Annotated in this window: 17 protein-coding genes and 2 tRNA genes; 8 read left to right on the forward strand and 11 right to left on the reverse strand. The window is 68.6% G+C overall.

Annotated elements, in window-relative coordinates; translation table 11 throughout:
- Positions 1-50 precede the first annotated feature (50 nt).
- The 5 genes from clpX to ACFT7S_RS09740 form a co-directional block, all read right to left on the reverse strand.
- The gene (gene clpX, locus ACFT7S_RS09720; protein ID WP_382729242.1) at positions 51-1,349 is read right to left on the reverse strand and encodes an ATP-dependent Clp protease ATP-binding subunit ClpX; all 1,299 of its coding nucleotides are present in this window, start codon (positions 1,347-1,349) and stop codon (positions 51-53) included.
- A gap of 155 nt (positions 1,350-1,504) precedes the next feature.
- Entirely contained in the window at positions 1,505-2,188 is a 684-nt protein-coding gene (locus tag ACFT7S_RS09725; RefSeq protein ID WP_382729244.1) for an ATP-dependent Clp protease proteolytic subunit, read from the reverse strand.
- Positions 2,189-2,264: 76 nt separating this feature from the next.
- Positions 2,265-2,870, reverse strand: coding sequence for an ATP-dependent Clp protease proteolytic subunit (locus ACFT7S_RS09730; protein WP_382729705.1), 606 nt, complete (start codon positions 2,868-2,870; stop codon positions 2,265-2,267).
- A gap of 261 nt (positions 2,871-3,131) precedes the next feature.
- Positions 3,132-4,520, reverse strand: coding sequence for a trigger factor (gene tig / locus ACFT7S_RS09735; protein WP_382729246.1), 1,389 nt, complete (start codon positions 4,518-4,520; stop codon positions 3,132-3,134).
- 149 nt (positions 4,521-4,669) lie between these two features.
- Positions 4,670-4,746: transfer RNA gene (locus tag ACFT7S_RS09740), tRNA-Pro, on the reverse strand.
- 192 nt (positions 4,747-4,938) lie between these two features.
- On the opposite strand from ACFT7S_RS09740, the gene ACFT7S_RS09745 reads away from it, so the two are divergent.
- Positions 4,939-5,012, forward strand: a tRNA-Gly gene (locus tag ACFT7S_RS09745).
- Between the two features lie 88 nt (positions 5,013-5,100).
- Here the strand turns inward: ACFT7S_RS09745 and ACFT7S_RS09750 are convergent.
- The gene (locus ACFT7S_RS09750) at positions 5,101-5,295 is read right to left on the reverse strand and encodes a hypothetical protein (RefSeq protein ID WP_173313276.1); all 195 of its coding nucleotides are present in this window, start codon (positions 5,293-5,295) and stop codon (positions 5,101-5,103) included.
- Positions 5,296-5,795: 500 nt separating this feature from the next.
- Here ACFT7S_RS09750 and ACFT7S_RS09755 point away from each other — a divergent pair, with 500 nt between their 5' ends.
- Positions 5,796-6,950 carry an acyltransferase family protein gene (locus ACFT7S_RS09755; RefSeq protein WP_382729248.1) on the forward strand — a complete coding sequence of 385 codons (1,155 nt, stop codon included), beginning with the start codon at positions 5,796-5,798 and terminating at the stop codon, positions 6,948-6,950.
- Between the two features lie 43 nt (positions 6,951-6,993).
- Here the strand turns inward: ACFT7S_RS09755 and ACFT7S_RS09760 are convergent, their stop codons facing one another.
- A complete protein-coding gene (locus ACFT7S_RS09760) occupies positions 6,994-7,452 on the reverse strand; it encodes an HD domain-containing protein (RefSeq protein ID WP_382729250.1) in 459 nt (152 codons plus the stop codon).
- Between the two features lie 177 nt (positions 7,453-7,629).
- Between ACFT7S_RS09760 and ACFT7S_RS09765 the strand changes: the two genes are divergently transcribed.
- Positions 7,630-8,796: a cation:proton antiporter gene (locus ACFT7S_RS09765; RefSeq protein ID WP_382729252.1), complete on the forward strand. Its 1,167-nt coding sequence runs from the start codon at positions 7,630-7,632 to the stop codon at positions 8,794-8,796.
- Positions 8,797-8,840: 44 nt separating this feature from the next.
- Here the strand turns inward: ACFT7S_RS09765 and ACFT7S_RS09770 are convergent, their stop codons facing one another.
- Positions 8,841-9,986: a PP2C family protein-serine/threonine phosphatase gene (locus tag ACFT7S_RS09770; RefSeq protein ID WP_382729254.1), complete on the reverse strand. Its 1,146-nt coding sequence runs from the start codon at positions 9,984-9,986 to the stop codon at positions 8,841-8,843.
- Between the two features lie 105 nt (positions 9,987-10,091).
- Here ACFT7S_RS09770 and ACFT7S_RS09775 point away from each other — a divergent pair, with 105 nt between their 5' ends.
- Positions 10,092-11,324 carry a GNAT family N-acetyltransferase gene (locus ACFT7S_RS09775; protein ID WP_382729256.1) on the forward strand — a complete coding sequence of 411 codons (1,233 nt, stop codon included), beginning with the start codon at positions 10,092-10,094 and terminating at the stop codon, positions 11,322-11,324.
- Between the two features lie 108 nt (positions 11,325-11,432).
- On the opposite strand, the gene ACFT7S_RS09780 is transcribed toward ACFT7S_RS09775, so the two are convergent.
- Together ACFT7S_RS09780 and ACFT7S_RS09785 are read right to left on the reverse strand one after the other, a co-directional pair.
- Complete coding sequence (locus ACFT7S_RS09780; protein WP_382729258.1) at positions 11,433-12,242, reverse strand: Fpg/Nei family DNA glycosylase; 810 nt, start codon at positions 12,240-12,242, stop codon at positions 11,433-11,435.
- Between the two features lie 99 nt (positions 12,243-12,341).
- The gene (locus ACFT7S_RS09785; RefSeq protein ID WP_382729260.1) at positions 12,342-12,830 is read right to left on the reverse strand and encodes a ribose-5-phosphate isomerase; all 489 of its coding nucleotides are present in this window, start codon (positions 12,828-12,830) and stop codon (positions 12,342-12,344) included.
- 240 nt (positions 12,831-13,070) lie between these two features.
- Here ACFT7S_RS09785 and ACFT7S_RS09790 point away from each other — a divergent pair, with 240 nt between their 5' ends.
- Together ACFT7S_RS09790 and ACFT7S_RS09795 are read left to right on the forward strand one after the other, a co-directional pair.
- Positions 13,071-14,558 (forward strand): amino acid permease, encoded by a 1,488-nt coding sequence (locus ACFT7S_RS09790; RefSeq protein ID WP_382729262.1) that lies wholly within the window; start codon positions 13,071-13,073, stop codon positions 14,556-14,558.
- Between the two features lie 81 nt (positions 14,559-14,639).
- A complete protein-coding gene (locus ACFT7S_RS09795) occupies positions 14,640-15,977 on the forward strand; it encodes an FAD-binding oxidoreductase (RefSeq protein WP_382729264.1) in 1,338 nt (445 codons plus the stop codon).
- Here ACFT7S_RS09795 and ACFT7S_RS09800 read toward each other — a convergent pair.
- Positions 15,958-16,545 (reverse strand): biotin transporter BioY, encoded by a 588-nt coding sequence (locus ACFT7S_RS09800; protein ID WP_382729266.1) that lies wholly within the window; start codon positions 16,543-16,545, stop codon positions 15,958-15,960. The genes ACFT7S_RS09795 and ACFT7S_RS09800 overlap by 20 nt on opposite strands.
- 259 nt (positions 16,546-16,804) lie before the next feature.
- Between ACFT7S_RS09800 and ACFT7S_RS09805 the strand changes: the two genes are divergently transcribed.
- Entirely contained in the window at positions 16,805-18,256 is a 1,452-nt protein-coding gene (locus ACFT7S_RS09805; RefSeq protein WP_382729268.1) for an amino acid permease, read from the forward strand.
- A gap of 117 nt (positions 18,257-18,373) precedes the next feature.
- A complete protein-coding gene (locus ACFT7S_RS09810) occupies positions 18,374-19,789 on the forward strand; it encodes an amino acid permease (RefSeq protein ID WP_382729270.1) in 1,416 nt (471 codons plus the stop codon).

A 19,789-nucleotide genomic window follows, 5' to 3' on the forward strand; every position in this document is an offset into this window, starting at 1 on the left:
GCCGTTCAACCCGGCTGGGCGCCCCTTCGGCGTATCTGGAATGCGTGCCGCTACGCGGACTTCTCGTGCCGGCCGCCGTCGTTCTTGCCGATCGTGCGCGGCTCGCGCGGGACCAGCGTCGGGTTGACGTTGTTGCGGACGACGTCCGGTGTGATGACGACGCGGGCGACGTCCTTGCGGGACGGCACCTCGTACATCACGGACTGGAGGACTTCCTCCATGATGGCGCGCAGACCGCGCGCGCCCGTCTGGCGCAGGATCGCCTGGTCGGCGATGGCCTCCAGTGCCTCGCGCTCGAACTCCAGCTCCACACCGTCGAGTTCGAACAGCTTCTGGTACTGCTTCACCAGCGCGTTGCGCGGCTCGACCAGGATCTGGAGCAGTGCCTCGCGGTCCAGGTTGTGGACCGAGGTCAGCACGGGGAGGCGGCCGATGAACTCGGGGATCATCCCGAACTTCACCAGGTCCTCCGGCATGACCTCCTGGAACTGGTCGCTCGCCTGGATCTCCAGCTTGGACCGGATCGTCGCGCCGAAGCCGATGCCCTTGGCGCCGGCCCGCGACTCGATGATCTTCTCCAGACCGGAGAAGGCACCGCCCACGATGAACAGCACGTTCGTCGTGTCGATCTGGATGAACTCCTGGTGCGGGTGCTTCCGGCCGCCCTGCGGCGGTACGGAGGCGGTGGTGCCCTCCAGGATCTTCAGCAGGGCCTGCTGGACGCCCTCGCCCGAGACATCGCGGGTGATCGACGGGTTTTCGCTCTTACGGGCGACCTTGTCGATCTCGTCGATGTAGATGATCCCCGTCTCGGCCTTCTTGACGTCGTAGTCAGCGGCCTGGATCAGCTTCAGCAGGATGTTCTCGACGTCCTCGCCGACATAGCCGGCCTCCGTCAGCGCCGTCGCGTCTGCGATGGCGAACGGGACGTTGAGCATGCGGGCCAGCGTCTGCGCCAGCAGCGTCTTGCCCGAGCCCGTGGGGCCCAGCAGCAAAATGTTGGACTTGGCGAGCTCGATCGCGTCGTCGCGGCTGGCCCCGCTGCTGTTCTCGCCCGCCTGGACCCGCTTGTAGTGGTTGTACACAGCGACCGAGAGGGCCTTCTTCGCGGGCTCCTGCCCTACGACGTACCCCTCGAGGAACTCGTAGATCTCGCGCGGTTTGGGAAGCTCCTCCCACCGCACCTCGGAGGTCTCCGCGAGCTCCTCCTCGATGATCTCGTTGCAGAGATCGATGCACTCATCGCAGATGTACACACCGGGTCCCGCGATGAGCTTCTTCACCTGCTTCTGGCTCTTTCCGCAGAACGAGCACTTGAGCAAGTCGCCGCCATCACCGATGCGTGCCACGAGGTGCTTCCCCTTCGCCTGGGAGACGCCTGGTTCAGCGGCTCCTGGTGCCTCTATCCGACGGTACCTTGCCTGACCCCCCGTACGGGCCCCCCTTGGCACGGTTCACATGGCCGAGACCGTGCAAACGGAATGTGCCAAGGGGAAAGACCGGCTCAGACGGAAGCGCCTGCGGTGGTCTTACGGGTGGAGACGATCTGGTCCACCAGACCGTACGCGAGGGCGTCCTCCGCGGTAAGGATCTTGTCGCGCTCGATGTCCTCGCTGATCTTCTCCAGCGGGGTGGTGGAGTGCCTGGCCAGCATCTCCTCGAGCTGGGTGCGCATCCGGAGGATCTCGTTGGCCGCGATCTCCAGGTCGGAGAGCTGCTCACGGCCGGTCTGCGAGGACGGCTGGTGGATCAGCACACGGGCGTGGGGGAGCGCCATGCGCTTGCCCGGCGTGCCCGCCGCCAGCAGGACGGCGGCGGCGGAGGCCGCCTGGCCCATGCAGACCGTCTGGATGTCCGGCTTCACGAACTGCATCGTGTCGTAGATCGCGGTGAGCGCGGTGAACGAGCCGCCGGGGCTGTTGATGTAGATCGAGATGTCGCGGTCCGGGTCCATCGACTCCAGGCACAGGAGCTGCGCCATGACGTCGTTGGCCGAGGCGTCGTCGATCTGGACGCCGAGGAAGATCACGCGCTCCTCGAAGAGCTTCGCGTACGGGTCGTACTCACGCACACCCTGCGAGGTGCGCTCCACGAAGCGCGGGATGACGTAGCGGTTGTCCACCTGCGGGCCGGTGTAGAGGCCGCTCGCGGAGGCGCCGGGGAAGTTGTTCATGTGGGTCTTCACCATCCTGGTGGCGTTCTGTGGGCTGGGTTCTCGGCGTACGAGAGGTGCGGAAGGTGGTGCCGGTCCGGTGGAAGCCGGATCAGGCGCCGGTACCGCCGCCGCCCGGGATGCCCGACGCGACCGTGATGATCTCGTCGATGAGGCCGTACTCCTTGGCCTCTTCCGCCGTGTACCAACGGTCACGGTCGCCGTCGCGGATGATCGTTTCCACGGTCTGGCCGGAGTGCTGGGCGGTGATCTCCGCCATCCGCCGCTTCGTCCGGAGCAGGTACTGGGCCTGGATCTTGATGTCCGAGGCGGTACCGCCGATGCCGGCCGAACCCTGGTGCATGAGGATGTCGGTGTTCGGGAGCGCGAAGCGCTTGCCGGCCGCACCACCGGTCAGCAGGAACTGGCCCATCGAGGCCGCCATGCCCATACCGATGGTGACGACGTCGTTCGGGATGTACTGCATGGTGTCGTAGACCGCCATACCTGCGGTCACCGAGCCACCGGGGCTGTTGATGTAGAGGTAGATGTCCTTGTCCGGATCGGCGGCAAGGAGCAGCAGCTGTGCGGTGATCTTGTTGGCGATGTCATCGTCGACCTGCTGACCGAGGAAGATGATGCGCTCACCGAGCAGTCGGCTGTAGACCTGGTCGCCGAGGCCACCACCGAGGGACGGCTCTCCGGCGGCGTAGGGCATCAGATTCGTCACGTATCCACCTGCTCGTCTCTGACGGCTCCGGCCGTCTCAGCGTCTTCGTACCGGGTGGGCGGGGACTCCTCCACCCTTCCTTCATGGACCCTAACGCGCAGGTAGGACAACGCCATCCCGGTTCCTCAACTGTTCGCTGGGAGCGCAAGGTAAGCAGTCCGCACAAGGTTCCGACAGTCGCACGCCGATACGACGACGGGCCCCGGACGCACACGCGTCCGGGGCCCGTCGAACGGATCGTTACGAGGCTCAGGCCTCGGGCTTCTCCTCGGCAACAGCCTCGGTGTCACCCTCGGCGGCCTCGACGGCCTCCGTGGTCTCTTCCTCGTCGTCCTCGAGGTCGACGATCTCACCGTTGGTGTCGACGACCTTGGCGGCCTCGACGACAACGGCGAGCGCCTTGCCGCGGGCGACCTCGCCGACGAGCATCGGCACCTGGCCACCCTCGACGACGGCCTGGGCGAACTGGTCGGGGCTCATGCCGGAGGAAGCAGCGCGCCGCATGAGGTGCTCGGTGAGCTCCTCCTGGTTGACGTTCAGCTTCTCCTTGTTGACGAGCTCGTCGAGGATGAACTGGGTCTTGATGCCCTTGATCGCCTGCTCGGCGGTCTCGGCCTCGAACTCCTCGAGCGTCTTGCCCTGGATCTCCAGGTACTTCTCGAGGTCGATGCCCATCTGGCCGAGCTGGTGGTGCTCGAGGTTGTGCTTGCGGGTCTGGACCTCGTCCGCGAGAAGCTTCTCGGGGATCGGGACCTCGGCCAGCTTCAGCAGCTCGTCGAGGACGCGCTCCTGGGCCTGGGTGGCCTGGTCGTACTGCTTGGTGTTCTCGAGGCGCTTGCGGCTGTCCGCCTTCAGCTCGTCGAGCGTGTCGAACTCGCTCGCCATCTGGGCGAACTCGTCGTCCAGCTCGGGAAGCTCACGGGCGGCGACGGTGGTGACCTTGACGGTGACCTCCGCATCCTTGCCCTCGGCGGAGCCGCCCTTCAGCTGAGAGGTGAAGGTGGCCTCGCCACCGGCCTCCAGGCCGGTCACGGCCTCGTCGATGCCTTCGAGGAGCTCGCCGGAACCGATGGTGTACGAGACACCGGCGGCCACGCCGTCCTCAAGGACCTCTCCCTCGACCTTGGCCTCCAGGTCGATCGTGACGACGTCGCCTTCGGCGGCGGCACGCTCGACCGGGTTGGTGGAGGCGAAGCGCTCGCGGAGCTGCTCCACGGCCTTCTCGACGTCCTCGTCGGTGACCTCGAGGGCGTCCACGGTGACCTCGATGCCGGAGTAGTCCGGAATCACGATCTCGGGGCGCACGTCAACCTCGGCAGTGAAGGACAGCAGCTCGCCGTCCTTCAGCTCGGTGATGTCGACCTCGGGCTGGCCCAGAACGTTGAGCTCACCCTCGTTGACAGCCTCGGTGTAGAACTTCGGGAGGGCGTCGTTGACGGCCTCCTCCAGCACAGCACCACGGCCGAACCGCTGGTCGATGACCCGGTTGGGGATCTTGCCCTTACGGAAGCCCTTCACCGTGACCTGCTGGTTGATCTTCTTGTACGCCGCGTCGAGGCTGTCCTTGAGCTCCTCGAAGGGCACCTCAATGCTGAGCCGAACCCGGGTCGGGTTCAGGGTCTCCACGGCGCTCTTCACGGTTCGGTCTCCTTGGGGGCTGACTTCTTGGGGTTCTGCTGGACCGCCGGGGGCGGCTTCGCGGATCGGGCCCGGTTCATGGGACACACGGGCACGCAATTTGCATAGTAACGGCAAGGGGGAGGACTACCCCAATGCGATCTTGCCTGTGGTCGGGGTGGCCGGATTCGAACCGACGACCTTCCGCTCCCAAAGCGGACGCGCTACCAAGCTGCGCCACACCCCGTCGGTGCGACACGTAGGGTACATGCCGTCGGGCGGTGCAGCGCACGCTTTGCACCAGGCGCCTCACAGGGCGTGTCCGGCAGCGGGTGCCGGGCAGCCGGCCGGCCGGTCCCGCAACGGGTGTGCGGAGCACACCGCGGACCCGCTACGATGCTGTTCGTGCCGAGGTCCACGGACCTGCGGTGCGGTGCATGCGGGCGTAGCTCAATGGTAGAGCCCTAGTCTTCCAAACTAGCTACGCGGGTTCGATTCCCGTCGCCCGCTCCACGCCTGGGCCCGGTTCGGCAGTCACTGCCGAACCGGGCCCTTTGCGTTTTCAGCCTGTGCAGGTCTGTACAGAGCAGAGCCGTACAGGTCAGAAGCTGATCTGGTTGATGGTGTCCGCGAGCGAGTTCATGAACCTGTTGATCGACGGCGCCATGCCGGTCGATGCCAGGAAGAAGCCGAAGAGCACTGCGACGATCGCGGGCCCGGCCTTGATGGACCCACCGCGGATCAGCACCACCAGGATGATCGCCAACAGAAGCACCACAGACAGTGAAATGGCCACGACTGATCACACCCTTGGTCGGTCCGCCTTGCCGGCCCGGCAGCGTGCGCTCCAGCACGCCCCGTCGCGTCCATCGTGCCACCAACTCCCGTGCAGTTGCTGCCAGGTGACGAATCGACCTGTCCGAATCGCGCCATACTCGCGCCCGCGCACACCCCGGGGCGGACGACTCCGGGCGGGCGCCCCGACAGCCCCGGCCGTGCGGCGTACGGGCTGCGGGCCGAGCTGTGAGGCAGCTGTGAAGTAACTGTGCGCCGGGTAAGGGGAATTTAAATGAATGTGACCGTTTCCATATCCCCACACTTCGTTCACAGCCCATTCCCTGGGGCCAGTGGGATGAAATTCACATCCCCCAACCACCCTCCGCTATGCACCATTTAAGGGGGATTAAATGGTGCATAGCGGGCGGATGTCGGTGGTTTCGCTTCCGAATGAGCGGGAACACGCGATATCCGTCGAGGGTTTTACGAATTGCAATCGGCGGGTCTAGGGTGCCTTAGATGTTCCAAGCTCCGAGCGTATTTCAGAGGGCCCCACTCCCCCCTGCGACCCGGGAGTCGGAGCCCAGACACGAGCAGACCCTGACGGCCCCCGGCACTCCCCCCACCACCGTGCCGACCGGTCCCGCCGCCTCCACACCGGCCAAAAAGCGTGATGCCTACTTCGACAACGTGAAGTTCCTCGCGATCGTGCTCGTCGCGGTCGCGCACGCCTGGGAACCGGTGATGGACGGCAGCCGGGCCGCCCGGGCGCTGTACATGGTCGTGTACGCGTTCCACATGCCCGCGTTCATCCTCATCTCGGGCTACTTCTCGCGCTCGTTCGAGATGACCCCGGGCAAGGTGAAGCGCCTGCTCACCAGTGTCGCCGTGCCCTACGTGCTGTTCGAGACCGCGTATTCGCTGTTCAAGCGGTACGCCGGCGGGGATCCCGAGCAGGAGATCAGCCTGCTCGACCCGTGGTACCTCACCTGGTTCCTGATCGCGCTGTGCGTCTGGCGGGTCACCACTCCGGTGTGGAAGGCCCTGCGCCACCCGATGCCAGTGGCACTCGGGATCGCTGTGCTCGCCTCGGTGACACCGGCGATCGGCGACGACCTCGATCTCCAGCGCGTGCTGCAGTTCCTGCCCTTCTTCGTGCTCGGCCTGGTCCTGAAGCCCGAGCACTTCCAGCTGGTGCGGCGGCGCGAAGTCAGGCTGCTGAGCCTGCCGTTGCTCGCCGGGACCCTGCTGTTCGCCTACTGGGCCGCGCCGCGGATGCAGCTCGGCTGGTTCTACCGCAGCAACAGTGCGCAGGAGATGGGCGCGCCCTGGTGGTCCGGGGCCGTGATGTCGCTTGCGATGTTCGGCTGCGCGCTGGTCCTGACCGCCGTATTCCTGGCCTGGGTGCCGCGTCGGCACATGTGGTTCACGGTGCTGGGCGCCGGGACGATCTGCGGCTATCTGCTGCACGGCTTCCTGGTGAAGGGCGCCGGGTTCGCCGGGGTGTTCGACCGGTTCGAGTGGCTGGGTTCGCCCGGCGGGCTCGTGTTCGTCTCGCTGGCCGCGGCGGCCGCGGTGACCCTGTTCTGCACTCCGCCGGTCCGTCGCGTCCTGCGGTTCGCCACGGAGCCGGACATGAACTGGGCGTTCCGGCGGGACGCCACCAAGCTCTGAGTCAGCGCGACGACGGGTTGGCTTGAACCCGTCGTTCGGTGGGCTATTCGCCCTCCGTGAGCCCCAAAAGCCTTCGTACCTGCGCATATTTCGCGGTCAGACGGGTACGCGTGGCCAGTTCCAGCACCGCGAGCCGCGCCGGATCGGCGTTGTGGGCGAGATCCGACTCCTTGACGAGCAGGGCGCCGGGGGTCGCGAGAATCCGCGCGGTGTACGAGGAGAGGTCCTCGCCGTCCCGTTTGGTGACGGCGAGGACCATGTCTTTGACGGGCTGCGGCAGGGCCGCCCCGTCCAGCCACTGCCGGGTGAGCGCGTCGTCCTCGACGGCGTCGTGCAGCCAGGCCGCGGCGATCTGTTCATCGCTCCCGCCCCGCTTCCGTACGCCATCGGCGACCGCCGCCAGATGTTCCGCGTAGGGGCGTCCCGCCTTGTCGGTCTGGTCCGCATGGGCCTCGCGGGCGATCGCCTCTACTTCGGCCAGGGTCAGTCGGGGAGTCGTCACGGTGCCGACTCTATGGGCGGGCACGCGGGTACGGCAGGGCGCGGCAGGGGTCCGAACCGGGTCGAAGAGTTGCAGCGTCAATCGTTCGGTAAACTAATTACTGACGATTCCTTGACGCTCTCTTGACCGACCGACCGGAGGATCAGGCCCATCGGACACGCAGACACCCTCATCGCCATGGGCGGCGCCTTCCTCGCCGCCGCAGTCCTCGCCCGCGTCGGCGGCCGGATCGGGCTGCCGACCATCCCCCTGTTCATCCTCGCCGGGATTCTGCTCGGCCCCCACACCCCCGGCATCGTCCTCGTCGCCGACCCGCACGACCTGGAGATGCTCTCCGCGCTAGGTCTGGTGCTGCTGCTCTTCTATCTGGGGCTCGAGTTCCACCTCGACGACCTCAAGAAGGGCGGGCGCAAGATGGCGCTCGCCGGGGGCGCGTATCTCGCCCTGAATGTCGGTGCCGGGCTCGGCTTCGGCTTCGCGCTGGGCTGGGGGACCTCGGAGGCGCTGGTGCTCGCCGGTGTCCTCGGCATCTCGTCGTCGGCCATCGTCACGAAGGTCCTGGTCGACCTGGGACGCATCGGCAATCCGGAGACCAAGCCGATCCTCGGCATCATCGTCGTCGAGGACGTCTTCCTCGCCCTCTACCTCGCCGCGCTCCAGCCGATCCTGTCCGGTGCGGACAGCCTCGCCGCGGCGGTCCTGGACGGGGGCAAGGCGTTCGGCTTCCTGCTGCTGCTCGCGCTGGTCGCACGCTTCGGTACCAAGGTCGTCTCCCGGCTGATCGACACCAAGGACGACGAACTCCTCGTCATCTCTTTTCTCGGCGCCGCGGTCTTCGTCGCCGGTGTCTCGGAGTGGTTCGGTGTCGCCGACGCGATCGGTGCCTTCATGGTCGGTCTGATGCTCGGGAGCACGGCCTCGGGTGCGCGCATCCTCAAGCTGGTCCACCCACTGCGGGACGCCTTCGGTGCGATCTTCTTCTTCGCCTTCGGCCTCTCGATCAACCCGGGCGACCTGCCGAGCGTGGTGTGGCCGGTGCTGGCAGCGGTCGCGGTGACCATGGCGATGAACTTGTTCGCGGGACTGGCCGCCGCCAAGGTGTATGCCTTCGGGCCGAAGGCCACGGCGAACATCTCCACGACGTTGCTGGCGCGCGGTGAGTTCGCCCTGATCCTCGCCACGATGGCGGCGGGCGCGGGGCTGGACGAACGGCTTTCCCCGTTCATCGCCGGATATGTGCTCGTACTTGCGGTTCTCGCACCGCTGGCCGCCGGGCGCTCGCACGTACTGGCCAGGATTCTGCCCGGCGGACGTGAGAAGGAGTACGGGGCCCTGCCCGGTTGACGGGTGGGGGTGTTTCGACCGCTTACATACGGTTCAGGTGCGGTTCAGGTGCGGCGGGACAGCAGGAGCAGCGCGCGGTCGTCGTTGACGTCCTTCGCGCATGCCTCGATCAGATGCCAGGCGGCGCCCTCGAAACCCGTGGCGACATAACGGTCGGCCTCGCCCGTCAGCCGGTCGATGCCCTCGGCGATGTCCCGGTCCGAGGTCTCCACGAGGCCGTCGGTGAAGAGCATCAGGACGTCGCCGGGTGCGAGGTGGCCCTTGACCGCGTCGAACTGCGCCCCGTCGTAGACCCCGAGCAGGGGGCCCTCCGCCGCCATCTCCTCCCACAGGCCGCTGCCCGAGTGGAGTTGGAGGGCCGGCGGGTGGCCCGCGGAGAGGAGCTCGTAGTCGCCCGACTCCAGGTCCAGGACCAGATGGATCGACGTGGCAAAGCCCTCGTCCCAATCCTGGCGCAGCAGATAGCCGTTGGCGGCGGGCAGGAAGCCGTGCGGGGGCAGCGAGCCGAGGAGGCCGCCGAAGGCGCCGGACAGCAGCAGGGCGCGGGAGCCCGCGTCCATGCCCTTGCCGGAGACATCGGTGAGCACGGCTTCCAGGGTGCGGCCGCCGTTGGTGCGGGCCGCGACGACGAAGTCGCCGGAGAAGGACTGGCCACCCGCGGGCCGCAGGGCCATCTCGCGGTGCCAGCCCTGGGGCAGCCTCGGCAGGGCGCTCTGGACGCGGATGCGTTCGCGCAGGTCGAAGAGCATGGTGCCGCCGCGGCGCCACGGGACGCCGACGCGTGCCCTGAACTGGGCGAGGACCAGGCCGAAGAAGCCGCAGGCCGCGACCACCAGCACAGTGCCGGGGGTGACGCGGGCCGGCTCCTCGCCGTACGGGCCGAGCGCGATGGATTCGACGATCAGCGCGGCGGCGGCGGTCGCGTACAGGCCGAGCAGACTGGCCGGTCGCAGCAGCAGACCGCCCGCGACGATCGGGAGGACGAGGGCGGCGGGGGCGGACCACACCGGGTTGAGGAGGGTGGTGCAGGTGATGGCCGGAATGGTGAGCAGCAGACCGACGAGGGCGATCCAGTCGGAGCCGTCACCGCGGAAGTAGTCCACGCCGGACTTGCGCAGGGCGATGCGGGCCCGGTGCGCCGATCTTCGCCACCGGGCCGCGTACGAGTCTGGTCCTCCGCGACGTGCCATTGCGGGGACCCTATCCACCCGGACGGCTTCGGTGCAGGGGGACCCCGGTGACAATGTGTTCGAAATCGGGTCGCTCGACCGGCGTACCCCTGGTAGTGATGGCATATGACGACACAACTTCGCGTGCTGCGGCCTTCCGAATGGAACGACTGGTTCGGGAGTCTGGAGCGGGCCTTCGGCGCGGTGCCGACCTCACCGGAGGCCCGTGAGCTCTGGGCCGCGCTGACCGAGCACGAGCGGTCCCTCGGGGTCTGGGACGGCGCGGAGTGCGTAGGTACGGCAGGGGCGTTCAGCTTCCGGGTGACCGTGCCGGGCGGTGCTGCCGTGCCCGCCGCCGGGGTGACGATGGTGAGCGTGGCCGCGACGCACAGGAGGCGTGGGCTGCTGACGTCGATGATGCGGCGCCAGCTGGACGATGTGCTGGCCCTTGGTGAGCCGCTGGCCGTCCTGACGGCTTCGGAGCCCGCGATCTACGGGCGCTTCGGCTACGGGGTGGCCAGCCGGGAGATGGGTCTTGAGATCGACACCGCGCGGGTGCGGCTCCAGGCGCCTGCCGGGTCCGGCGAGGTCCGGCTGCGGTTCGCGAATCCGGTGGAGGCGCTCGATGCCTGCGAGGCGGTCTACGGGCAGTTGGCCGCGGGCCGGCCGGGGACGCCGGTGCGCAGGCCGGGGTGGGAGCGGAACGCGGTGCTCGATCCCGAGCAGGTCCGGCACGGCGGTTCTCCGTTGCAGTGCGTGCTCGCGGAGCGGGACGGGGAGGTCGTCGGGTATGCGACGTTCCACATCAGGCCCGAGTGGGACCGGTCCGGGCCCAAGGGCACGATCGCGGTACGTGATCTGGGGGCGCTGGACCCTGCCTCGTACGCGGCGTTGTGGCAGTTCCTGTTCGACATCGACCTGACGTCCACAGTCGCGTGCGACAACCGGCCGACGGACGACGCGCTGCTGCACCTCGTCTCGGACGTACGGCGCTGCGGTGTCCGGCTGCGGGACGGGCTGTACGTACGCCTGGTGGACGTGGGGGCGGCGCTGGAGGCGCGCACGTACCGGACGCCTGTGGATGTGGTGCTGGAGGTGGAGGACGCCTTCTGCCCGTGGAACACGGGGCGTTGGCGGCTCCAGGCCGACGCGAAGGGCGGCGCGAGCTGTCGGCGGACCGAGGACGAGGCGGATCTGGCGCTTTCGGTACGGGAGTTGGGGTCCGCGTACCTGGGGGGCGTGTCGCTCGTCCCGCTGGCGGCGGCGGGGCGGGTGCGGGAGCTTCGGTCGGGGGCGGTGGGTGAGGCGGCGTCGGCGTTCTCCTCGGACGTCGAGCCGTGGCTGCCGCACGGGTTCTAGGGCGGTGCGCGTTGCCCGGGGGCGCCCGGAATCGTTTGTCCTCAAACGCCGGACGGGCTGGATGTTGGCGATTGAGGACACAGTGCGGCCGGAGGTCGCGCACCACGGTCAGTGGTGCTGGCAGGTGGGGCACCAGAAGAGGTTGCGGGCGGCCAGGTCCGCCGTGCGGATCTCCGTCGTGCAGATGTGGCACGGCTGGTGCGTGCGGCGGTAGACGTAGACCTCGCCGCCGTGGTCGTCGACGCGCGGGGCGCGACCCATGGCCTCGGGCAGGTGCTCGGGGCGGACCGTGTCGATGCGGTTGTTGCGGACGCCCTCGCGCATCAGCAGCGCGAGGTCGGCCCAGATCGCGTCCCACTCGGTGCGCGTGAGGTTCCTGCCGGGGCGGTACGGGTCGATGCCGTGCCGGAACAGGACCTCGGCCCGGTAGACGTTGCCGACGCCCGCGACGACTTTCTGGTCCATCAGGAGCGCCGCGACCGTGACGCGGCTGCTGGAGATGCGCCGCCAGGCCCGCTCGCCGTCCTCGTCCGTCCGCAGCGGGTCCGGGCCGAGGCGGTCGTGTATCGCCTGCTTCTCGGCCGGGGTGATCAGGGCGCAGGTGGTGGGGCCGCGCAGATCCGCGTGGTGGCCCGCGTTCACCAGGCGCAGCCGGACCGTGTCCGTGGGCGGCGGGGCCGGGGTCGTACCGAAACCGAGCTTGCCGAAGAGGCCCAGGTGGATGTGGACCCAGCCGAGGTCCCCGAAGCCGAGGAAGAGGTGCTTGCCGTGGGCGTCCACGCCCGTGAAGGTGCGGCCGTCGAGCAGGGCGGCGCTGCCGGAGAACTTGCCCTGCGGGCTGCTGACCCGTACCGGGGCGCCCGCGAACCGCTCGCGGTGGTCCGCGGCGAGGCGGTGGATCGTGTGTCCCTCGGGCACGACGGCTCCCGTACGAGTGCGGAGTGTGGAGTGCTGCGGTGACATGACCGTGCCGCCGGGGGAAGCCCGGCGGCACGGATGGGTCGGGTGCCGGCTTGTTCAGCCCTGCTGCGGGTGGTGCGCCGGGATCGGGGGGAGCTCGCCGGTCGCCTCGTACGCCGCGAGCATCTCGATGCGCCGGGTGTGACGCTCCTCACCCGAGTACGGGGTGCTGAGGAAGATCTCGACGAACTTGGTGGACTCCTCCACCGAGTGCATCCGGCCACCGATGGCGACCACGTTGGCGTCGTTGTGCTCGCGGCCGAGCGCGGCGGTCTGCTCGCTCCAGGCGAGCGCGGCGCGGACGCCCTTGACCTTGTTCGCGGCGATCTGCTCGCCGTTGCCGGAACCGCCGATGACGATGCCCAGGCTGTCCGGGTCCGCTGCCGTCTTCTCGGCGGCGCGGAGGCAGAACGGCGGGTAGTCGTCCTGGGCGTCATAGATGTGGGGACCACAGTCGACGGCCTCGTGGCCATGGGCCGTCAGCCACTCGACGAGGTGGTTCTTGAGTTCGTAGCCGGCATGGTCGGAGCCGAGGTACACGCGCATGTTCTGAGTGTGGCACGAACATCACGGGGTATCCGTCAGCGGGGTCGGGGCGGCCTGGGCCGCTTCCGGGGTCCGTGTGCGCAACGCCACACGGACAACGATCCGGTGAACGAAACGGAATAGGGGGTTCCCATTCCGGCAACTCTCGGGCTTGAATGCGTGACTTGCCGCCGCATCACCCCCCACCCCCACACCGCGGCAACGCCCACAAGGCGATCCGAACACGTAAGGACTCGATCCATGACGTCGCAGACGACTCTGGTGGAGCCGGGCGAGAAGCCGGGCACGCCGGACCAGCCTGGCTCCCCCGACGGGCTTCAGGCCGGACTCAAGAACCGTCATCTCTCGATGATCGCGATCGGCGGTGTCATCGGCGCCGGCCTCTTCGTGGGTTCGAGTGCCGGTATCGCCGCCGCGGGGCCTGCCATCCTCCTGTCGTACGCGCTGGTCGGCCTCATGGTCGTCTTCGTCATGCGGATGCTGGGCGAGATGGCCGTCGCCCGCCCGAGCTCCGGCTCCTTCTCGGCCTATGCCGACCGGGCCCTGGGCCGCTGGGCCGGTTTCTCGATCGGCTGGCTGTACTGGTTCTTCTGGGTCGTGGTGCTCGCCGTTGAGGCGACCGCCGGTGCGAAGATCCTGGAGGGCTGGATTCCCGGCGTACCGCAGTGGGCCTGGGCGCTCATCGTGATGGTGGTGCTGACGGCGACGAACCTGGTCTCGGTCGGCTCGTACGGCGAGTTCGAGTTCTGGTTCGCCGGGATCAAGGTCGTGGCGATCGGCGCCTTCGTCGTCATCGGCTTCCTCGCCGTCTTCGGCTTCCTGCCGGGATCGGACAACCCCGGTTCGGGAATCGCTCATCTCACGGACAGCGGCGGGTTCTTCCCCGAAGGTCCCGGGGCCATCCTCACCGGTGTGCTGATGGTCGTCTTCTCCTTCATGGGCAGCGAGATCGTCACCCTGGCGGCCGGTGAGTCCGAGGACCCGCAGCGCGCCGTCTCCAAGGCCACCAACAGCGTGATCTGGCGTATCGCCATCTTCTACCTCGGCTCGATCTTCGTCGTCCTGACGCTGCTGCCGTGGAACGACCCGTCGATCGTCAAGGACGGCTCGTACGTCGCCGCGCTCAACTCCATCGGCATCCCGCATGCCGGCCAGGTCATGGACGTCATCGTGCTGACCGCGGTGCTTTCCTGCCTCAACTCGGGCCTCTACACGGCCTCGCGGATGGGGTTCTCGCTCGGACAGCGCGGTGACGCGCCGAAGGCGTTCGCCAAGGTGAACAAGCGTGGGGTGCCGACGGCGGCCATCCTGTCCTCGGTGGTCTTCGGCTTCGTCGCCGTGTTCTTCAACTACCAGTGGCCCGACACCGTCTTCGCGTTCCTGCTGAACTCCTCCGGTGCGATCGCGCTGTTCGTCTGGCTCGTCATCTGCTTCACCCAGCTGCGGATGCGCGGCATCATCCTGCGCGAGACGCCGGAGAAGCTGGTCGTACGGATGTGGCTCTTCCCGTATCTGACCTGGGCGACGATCGCGATGATCTCGTTCGTGCTGGTCTACATGCTGACCGATGACGCCGGGCGCGAGCAGGTCATCCTCTCGCTGCTGGTCGCGGCGCTGGTGGTGGCGATCTCGCTGGTACGTGAGTTCCGCGGCCGGAAGGCGGGCGCCGGGCAGGGTGTCGAGGACACCCTGAACGTCGAGGACACCCTGAACTCCGGGAAGCAGTAGTCGATACCTGACAGACGATGTCGGGTATTCCCGAGAGGCTCTCCTTCGCAAGCACTCAGCGAGCGAACGGAGAGCCTTTCCATGTCTGCCACCACCTTCCGCCCCGGTGACGACGGCTACGCGAGCGGGACGGCCGGTTTCCAGACCGGCTTCGCGCTCGCACCCGAGCGCGTCGTGGGCGCCACGGACGACGGCGATGTGCGGGCCGCCGTGGCGTACGCCGCCGCGCGCGGGCTGTCCGTGGGCGTCGAGGCGACCGGGCACGGCCGGCCCGGGACGGCCGACGGCGGGGTGCTGATCAGTACGCGCCGGATGGACTCCGTCCACGTCGATCCGGAGCGGCGCACCGCGCGCATCGGGGCGGGTGCGACCTGGGGGCAGGTGATCGAGGCCGCCGCCCCGCACGGCCTCGCCCCGCTCAACGGTTCGTCACCGGGCGTCGGCGCCGTCTCGTACACCCTGGGCGGTGGACTGGGCGTACTGGCCAGGGAGTTCGGGTACGCGGCCGACCATGTCCGCTCCCTCGACCTGGTGACCGCCGACGGCGTCCTGCGCCATGTCGCCGCGGACAGCGAGCCCGAGCTCTTCTGGGCACTGCGGGGCGGCGGCCACCGCCTCGGTGTCGTCACGGCGCTGGAGACCGGTCTGGTGGCCGTGCAGCGGCTGTACGGGGGTTCGATCGCCTTCGACGGCGGGAGCGGCGACACCGCCGCCGACGTACTGCGCCGCTATCTGGAATGGACGCGGACCGTGCCGGACGCGCTGACGTCCTCGCTCTCCGCGCTGACACTCCCCGACATCCCGCAGGTGCCGGGGCCGATGCGCGGCCGGTACGTCGTCTCGGTGCGGGTCGCGTACACGGGGAGCGCGGCGGAGGGCGAGCGGCTGGTCGCGCCGCTGCGGGAGGTGGCGCCCGCCCTCGCGGATTCGCTGCGGGAGATGCCGTACACCGACAGCCACACGATCCACAGCGATCCACCGTTCCCGCACGCCTATTACGGGGACAGTGCCGTGCTCGGCGAGCTGGGCGCGGAGGTGGCCGTACGGATGCTGGAGCTGACGGGGCCGAAGGCACCGATGATGACGGTTGTCCAGCTCAACCACCTCGGCGGGGCGCTGGCCCGGCAGCCCGCCGTTCCGAACGCGGTGCCGTACCGGGACGCCGGGTTCCTCCTGCGGCTGCTGTCGCCGCTGGACGGGACGGACGTGGCGGCGGTACGGGCGCTGTACGCGGAGGTGGCGGGCGTCCTGGAGGGTACGGCCCTGGGGCGTTTGCTGAACTTCTCGTTCGGCGGCGGGGACCGTACCGAGGGATTCCACGGACCCCGGACGCGCGAGAGGCTCGCCGGTCTGGTGTCGCGTCACGACCCGGCGAGCCTCTTCGGTGGGGCGTACGGCGTCAGCCGCGACGCCCGATGAGCTTCCAGGAGGCCGGCAGCGCGCCCATGGCCAGGGCCGCCTTCAGGGCGTCTCCGATCAGGAAGGGCGTCAGACCCGCCGCGACGGCCGCGCTCATCGACATCCCGGTGGAGAGCGCCAGGTAGGGCACGCCGACCGCGTAGATGATGAGGGAGCCGACCACCATCGTGCCCGCGGTGCGCAGCACGGAACGGTCGCCGCCGCGGCGGGCCAGGCCGCCGACCACGGTGGCGGCGAGCAGCATGCCCAGGACGTAGCCGAAGGACGGCATCGCGGCACCGGAGGAAGCCTCGGCGAACCACGGCACCCCGGCCACACCCGCGACGGCGTACAGCGCGAGCGCGAGGAAGGCGCGACGGGCGCCGAGCGCGGTGCCGACGAGCAGCGCGGCGAAGGTCTGGCCGGTGACGGGGACCGGGTAGAGCGGGATCGCGATCTGCGCCGCGAGACCGGTGAGGGCGGCGCCGCCCATGACCAGGGCCGTGTCGACGGCGTAGCGGTGCCGGGCCACGGGCAGCAGGTCGGCGAGGACCGCTCCGGAGCGGATGGGGGTGGCGGCGAGACTCATCGGGACTCCGCGGGTGAGGGCAGCAGGACAGGTGACTCCGGCCGACGTTAGCCCACGAGTTAACGCTCGATCACCATCAGCCGCCCACAAAGCGGGGGTTGGGGAATTGGTTGGGTTCACACAAAGCGCGGAACACAATCACACCTGGGCGTGATGCTCGTCACTGAGGTGGGGGCGGGGTGGGGCCCCTCACCGGGCCGGGGCGCACGGCGTGAGACTGTAGGTTCCCCATAAATGATCCGAGAGTGACCCGCACCCCATGCACGACTCACCTCCCCCCACGCAGTCCGAGCCGTTGTCCCACGGTCTGAAGCAGCGCCATCTGACGATGCTCGGACTGGGCGGGGTGATCGGCGCCGGTCTGTTCGTCGGCTCCGGCGCCGGGATCGCGGTCGCGGGTCCCGCCATCGTCCTCTCGTATCTGATCGCGGGCGCGCTCGCGATGCTGGTGATGCGGATGCTCGGCGAGATGTCCTCGGCGATGCCGGCCTCCGGCTCCTTCTCCGTCCACGCGGAGCGGGCGCTGGGCCGCTGGGCCGGTTTCAGCGCGGGCTGGCTCTACTGGTTCCTGCTGGTGGTCGTGCTCGCCGTGGAGGCGACGGCCGCCGCGCAGATCGCCCATGGCTGGGTGCCCGGTGTGGAGCCGTGGGCCTGGGTGCTGGTCTTCATGGTGGTGTTCACCGCGGCCAATCTGACGGCGGTGAAGAACTTCGGCGAGTTCGAGTTCTGGTTCGCCGCACTGAAGGTCACCGCGATCGTCGTCTTCCTGGTGCTCGGGCTGCTGGCGATCTTCGGAGTGCTTCCCGACACAGATCCGGTCGGGCTGACCAACCTCACCGGGCAGGGCGGCTTCCTGCCGAACGGCTGGGACGGGGTGGTCTCCGGCGTACTGACAGTGGTGTTCGCCTTCGGCGGCCTGGAGGTCGTCACCATCGCGGCGGCCGAGACCGACGATCCGGCGCGGGCGGTGGGGCGGGCGGTGCGCAGCGCGGTGGTGCGCATCCTCTTCTTCTACGTCGGTTCGATGCTGGTGATCGTGACCGTGCTGCCGTGGACCGCGCAACAGGCGGGGCTCAGCCCGTACGTGAAGGTCCTGGACGCGGTCGGGGTGCCGTCCGCCGGGCAGATCATGAACATCGTGGTCTTCGTGGCGCTGCTCTCCGCGCTCAACGCCAATCTCTACGGCTCGTCCCGGATGATCTTCTCGCTGGCCGAGCGCGGTGAGGCGCCGCGCGCGCTGCTGAAGGTGTCCGGCGGCGGAGGGGACGGCGGCAGCGGGCAGGGCAGCGAAGGCCGGGACGGGGGCGTGCCTCGGCGGGCGGTGCTGGCCTCGGTGGCCTTCGGTTTCATCTCCGTACTGCTGAATCTGAAGTGGCCCGAATCGGTCTTCCTCTACATGCTCAACTCGGTCGGTGCGGTGCTGCTGTTCGTCTGGGGCCTGATCGCGGCGTCCCAGTTGCGGCTGCGCGGCCGGATCGAACGCGAGGCGCCCGAGGCGCTGACCCTGAAGATGTGGTGCTTCCCGTATCTGACCTGGCTGACGCTGGCCGGACTGCTCGGTGTGCTGGTGCTGATGCTGACCGATGACACGGCACGCCCTCAGGTGCTGTGGTCGGCCGGGGCGACAGGACTGGTGCTGCTGGTCGCGGTGGGACGGGAGTTCAGGGGCCGTCGGGGCAGCGCCTCATCAGAGGTATCGCCTCATAAGTAGTCGAGTGCGCACCTTGTGTGAGCCTCGTGACCGTATAGCGGACAGGCGTTCCCTGTCGCCGGGCGCGTGCACAGACTGTGGGCTTCCCCTGTCTCGGCTACTGAACAGAGCTTGTCCATGCCCCGGACCTCCGCGCCCCCCACTGCCGGACCGAACTCCCCCGGCACCGTCACGGTCGACTCCGCCCTCACCCACGGACTCAAGCAGCGCCATCTGTCGATGATCGCCCTCGGCGGTGTCATCGGCGCCGGACTGTTCGTCGGCTCCGGCGCCGGTATCGCGGCGGCCGGTCCCTCGATCGTCATCGCCTACGGCATTTCCGGACTGCTCGTCATGTTCGTGATGCGCATGCTCGGCGAGATGTCGGCGGCGAACCCGGCGTCCGGTTCCTTCTCCGTGCACGCCGAGCGTGCGATCGGCCCCTGGGCGGGCTTCACCGCCGGGTGGGCGTTCTGGGTACTGCTCTGCGTCGCGGTGGGTCTTGAGGGCATCGGCGCGGCGAAGATCGTCACCGGCTGGCTGCCCGGGACTCCGGAGTGGGCCTGGGTCGCGCTGTTCATGGTGATGTTCCTCGGTACGAACCTGGCCGCCGTGAAGAACTTCGGCGAGTTCGAGTTCTGGTTCGCCTCGCTCAAGGTCGTCGCCATCACGCTCTTCCTGGTGCTCGGCGTTCTGGCGATCCTCGGCGTCCTGCCGGGCACGGACGCGCCCGGCACGTCCAACCTCTCGGGGGACGGCGGCTTCCTGCCCCACGGCTCCAACGGATTCATCATCGGGCTGCTCGCCTCCGTCTTCGCATACGGCGGTCTGGAGACCGTCACCATCGCGGCGGCCGAGTCGGAGAACCCGGTGCAGGGTGTCGCGAAGGCCGTGCGGACGGCCATGTGGCGGATCGCGCTGTTCTACGTCGGCTCGATGGCGGTCATCGTGACCCTCGTCCCGTGGGACGACCCGAAGGTCGCCGAAGTCGGCCCGTTCTACGCGGCCCTGGACCACCTCGGCATCAGCGGCGCCGCGGAGATCATGAACGTGGTCATCCTGGTCGCGCTGCTCTCCGCGATGAACGCCAACATCTACGGCGCTTCGCGCATGGCCTGCTCGCTGGTGTCCCGCGGCCAGGGGCCGGCGCGGCTCGGCAAGGTCACATCCGGCGTACCGCGCACGGCGGTTCTCGTCTCCTCCGTCTTCGGTTTCCTGTGCGTGCTGCTCAGCTACTGGCGGCCCGACGACGTCTTCCCCTGGCTGCTCAACATGATCGGGGCGGTGATCCTGGTGGTGTGGATCTTCATCGCGGTCTCGCAGCTGCTCCTGCGCGGGCGGATGGAGCGGGAGGCTCCGGAGAAGCTGGTCGTGCGGATGTGGCTGTTCCCGGTGGGGACGATTGTGGCGCTGGCCGCCATGGCCGGGATCTTCCTGCTGATGCTGCGGCAGCCGGAGACGCGGGATCAGTTGCTTGCGACGGGTCTGCTGACCGTGGTGCTGGCCGGGATCGGGCTGGTGCGGCAGCGGAGGGGCGCCGGAGCCGTCCGGTAG

This window comes from Streptomyces sp. NPDC057136 (assembly GCF_042670885.1).
In the GTDB taxonomy this organism is placed as follows: Bacteria; Actinomycetota; Actinomycetes; order Streptomycetales; family Streptomycetaceae; genus Streptomyces.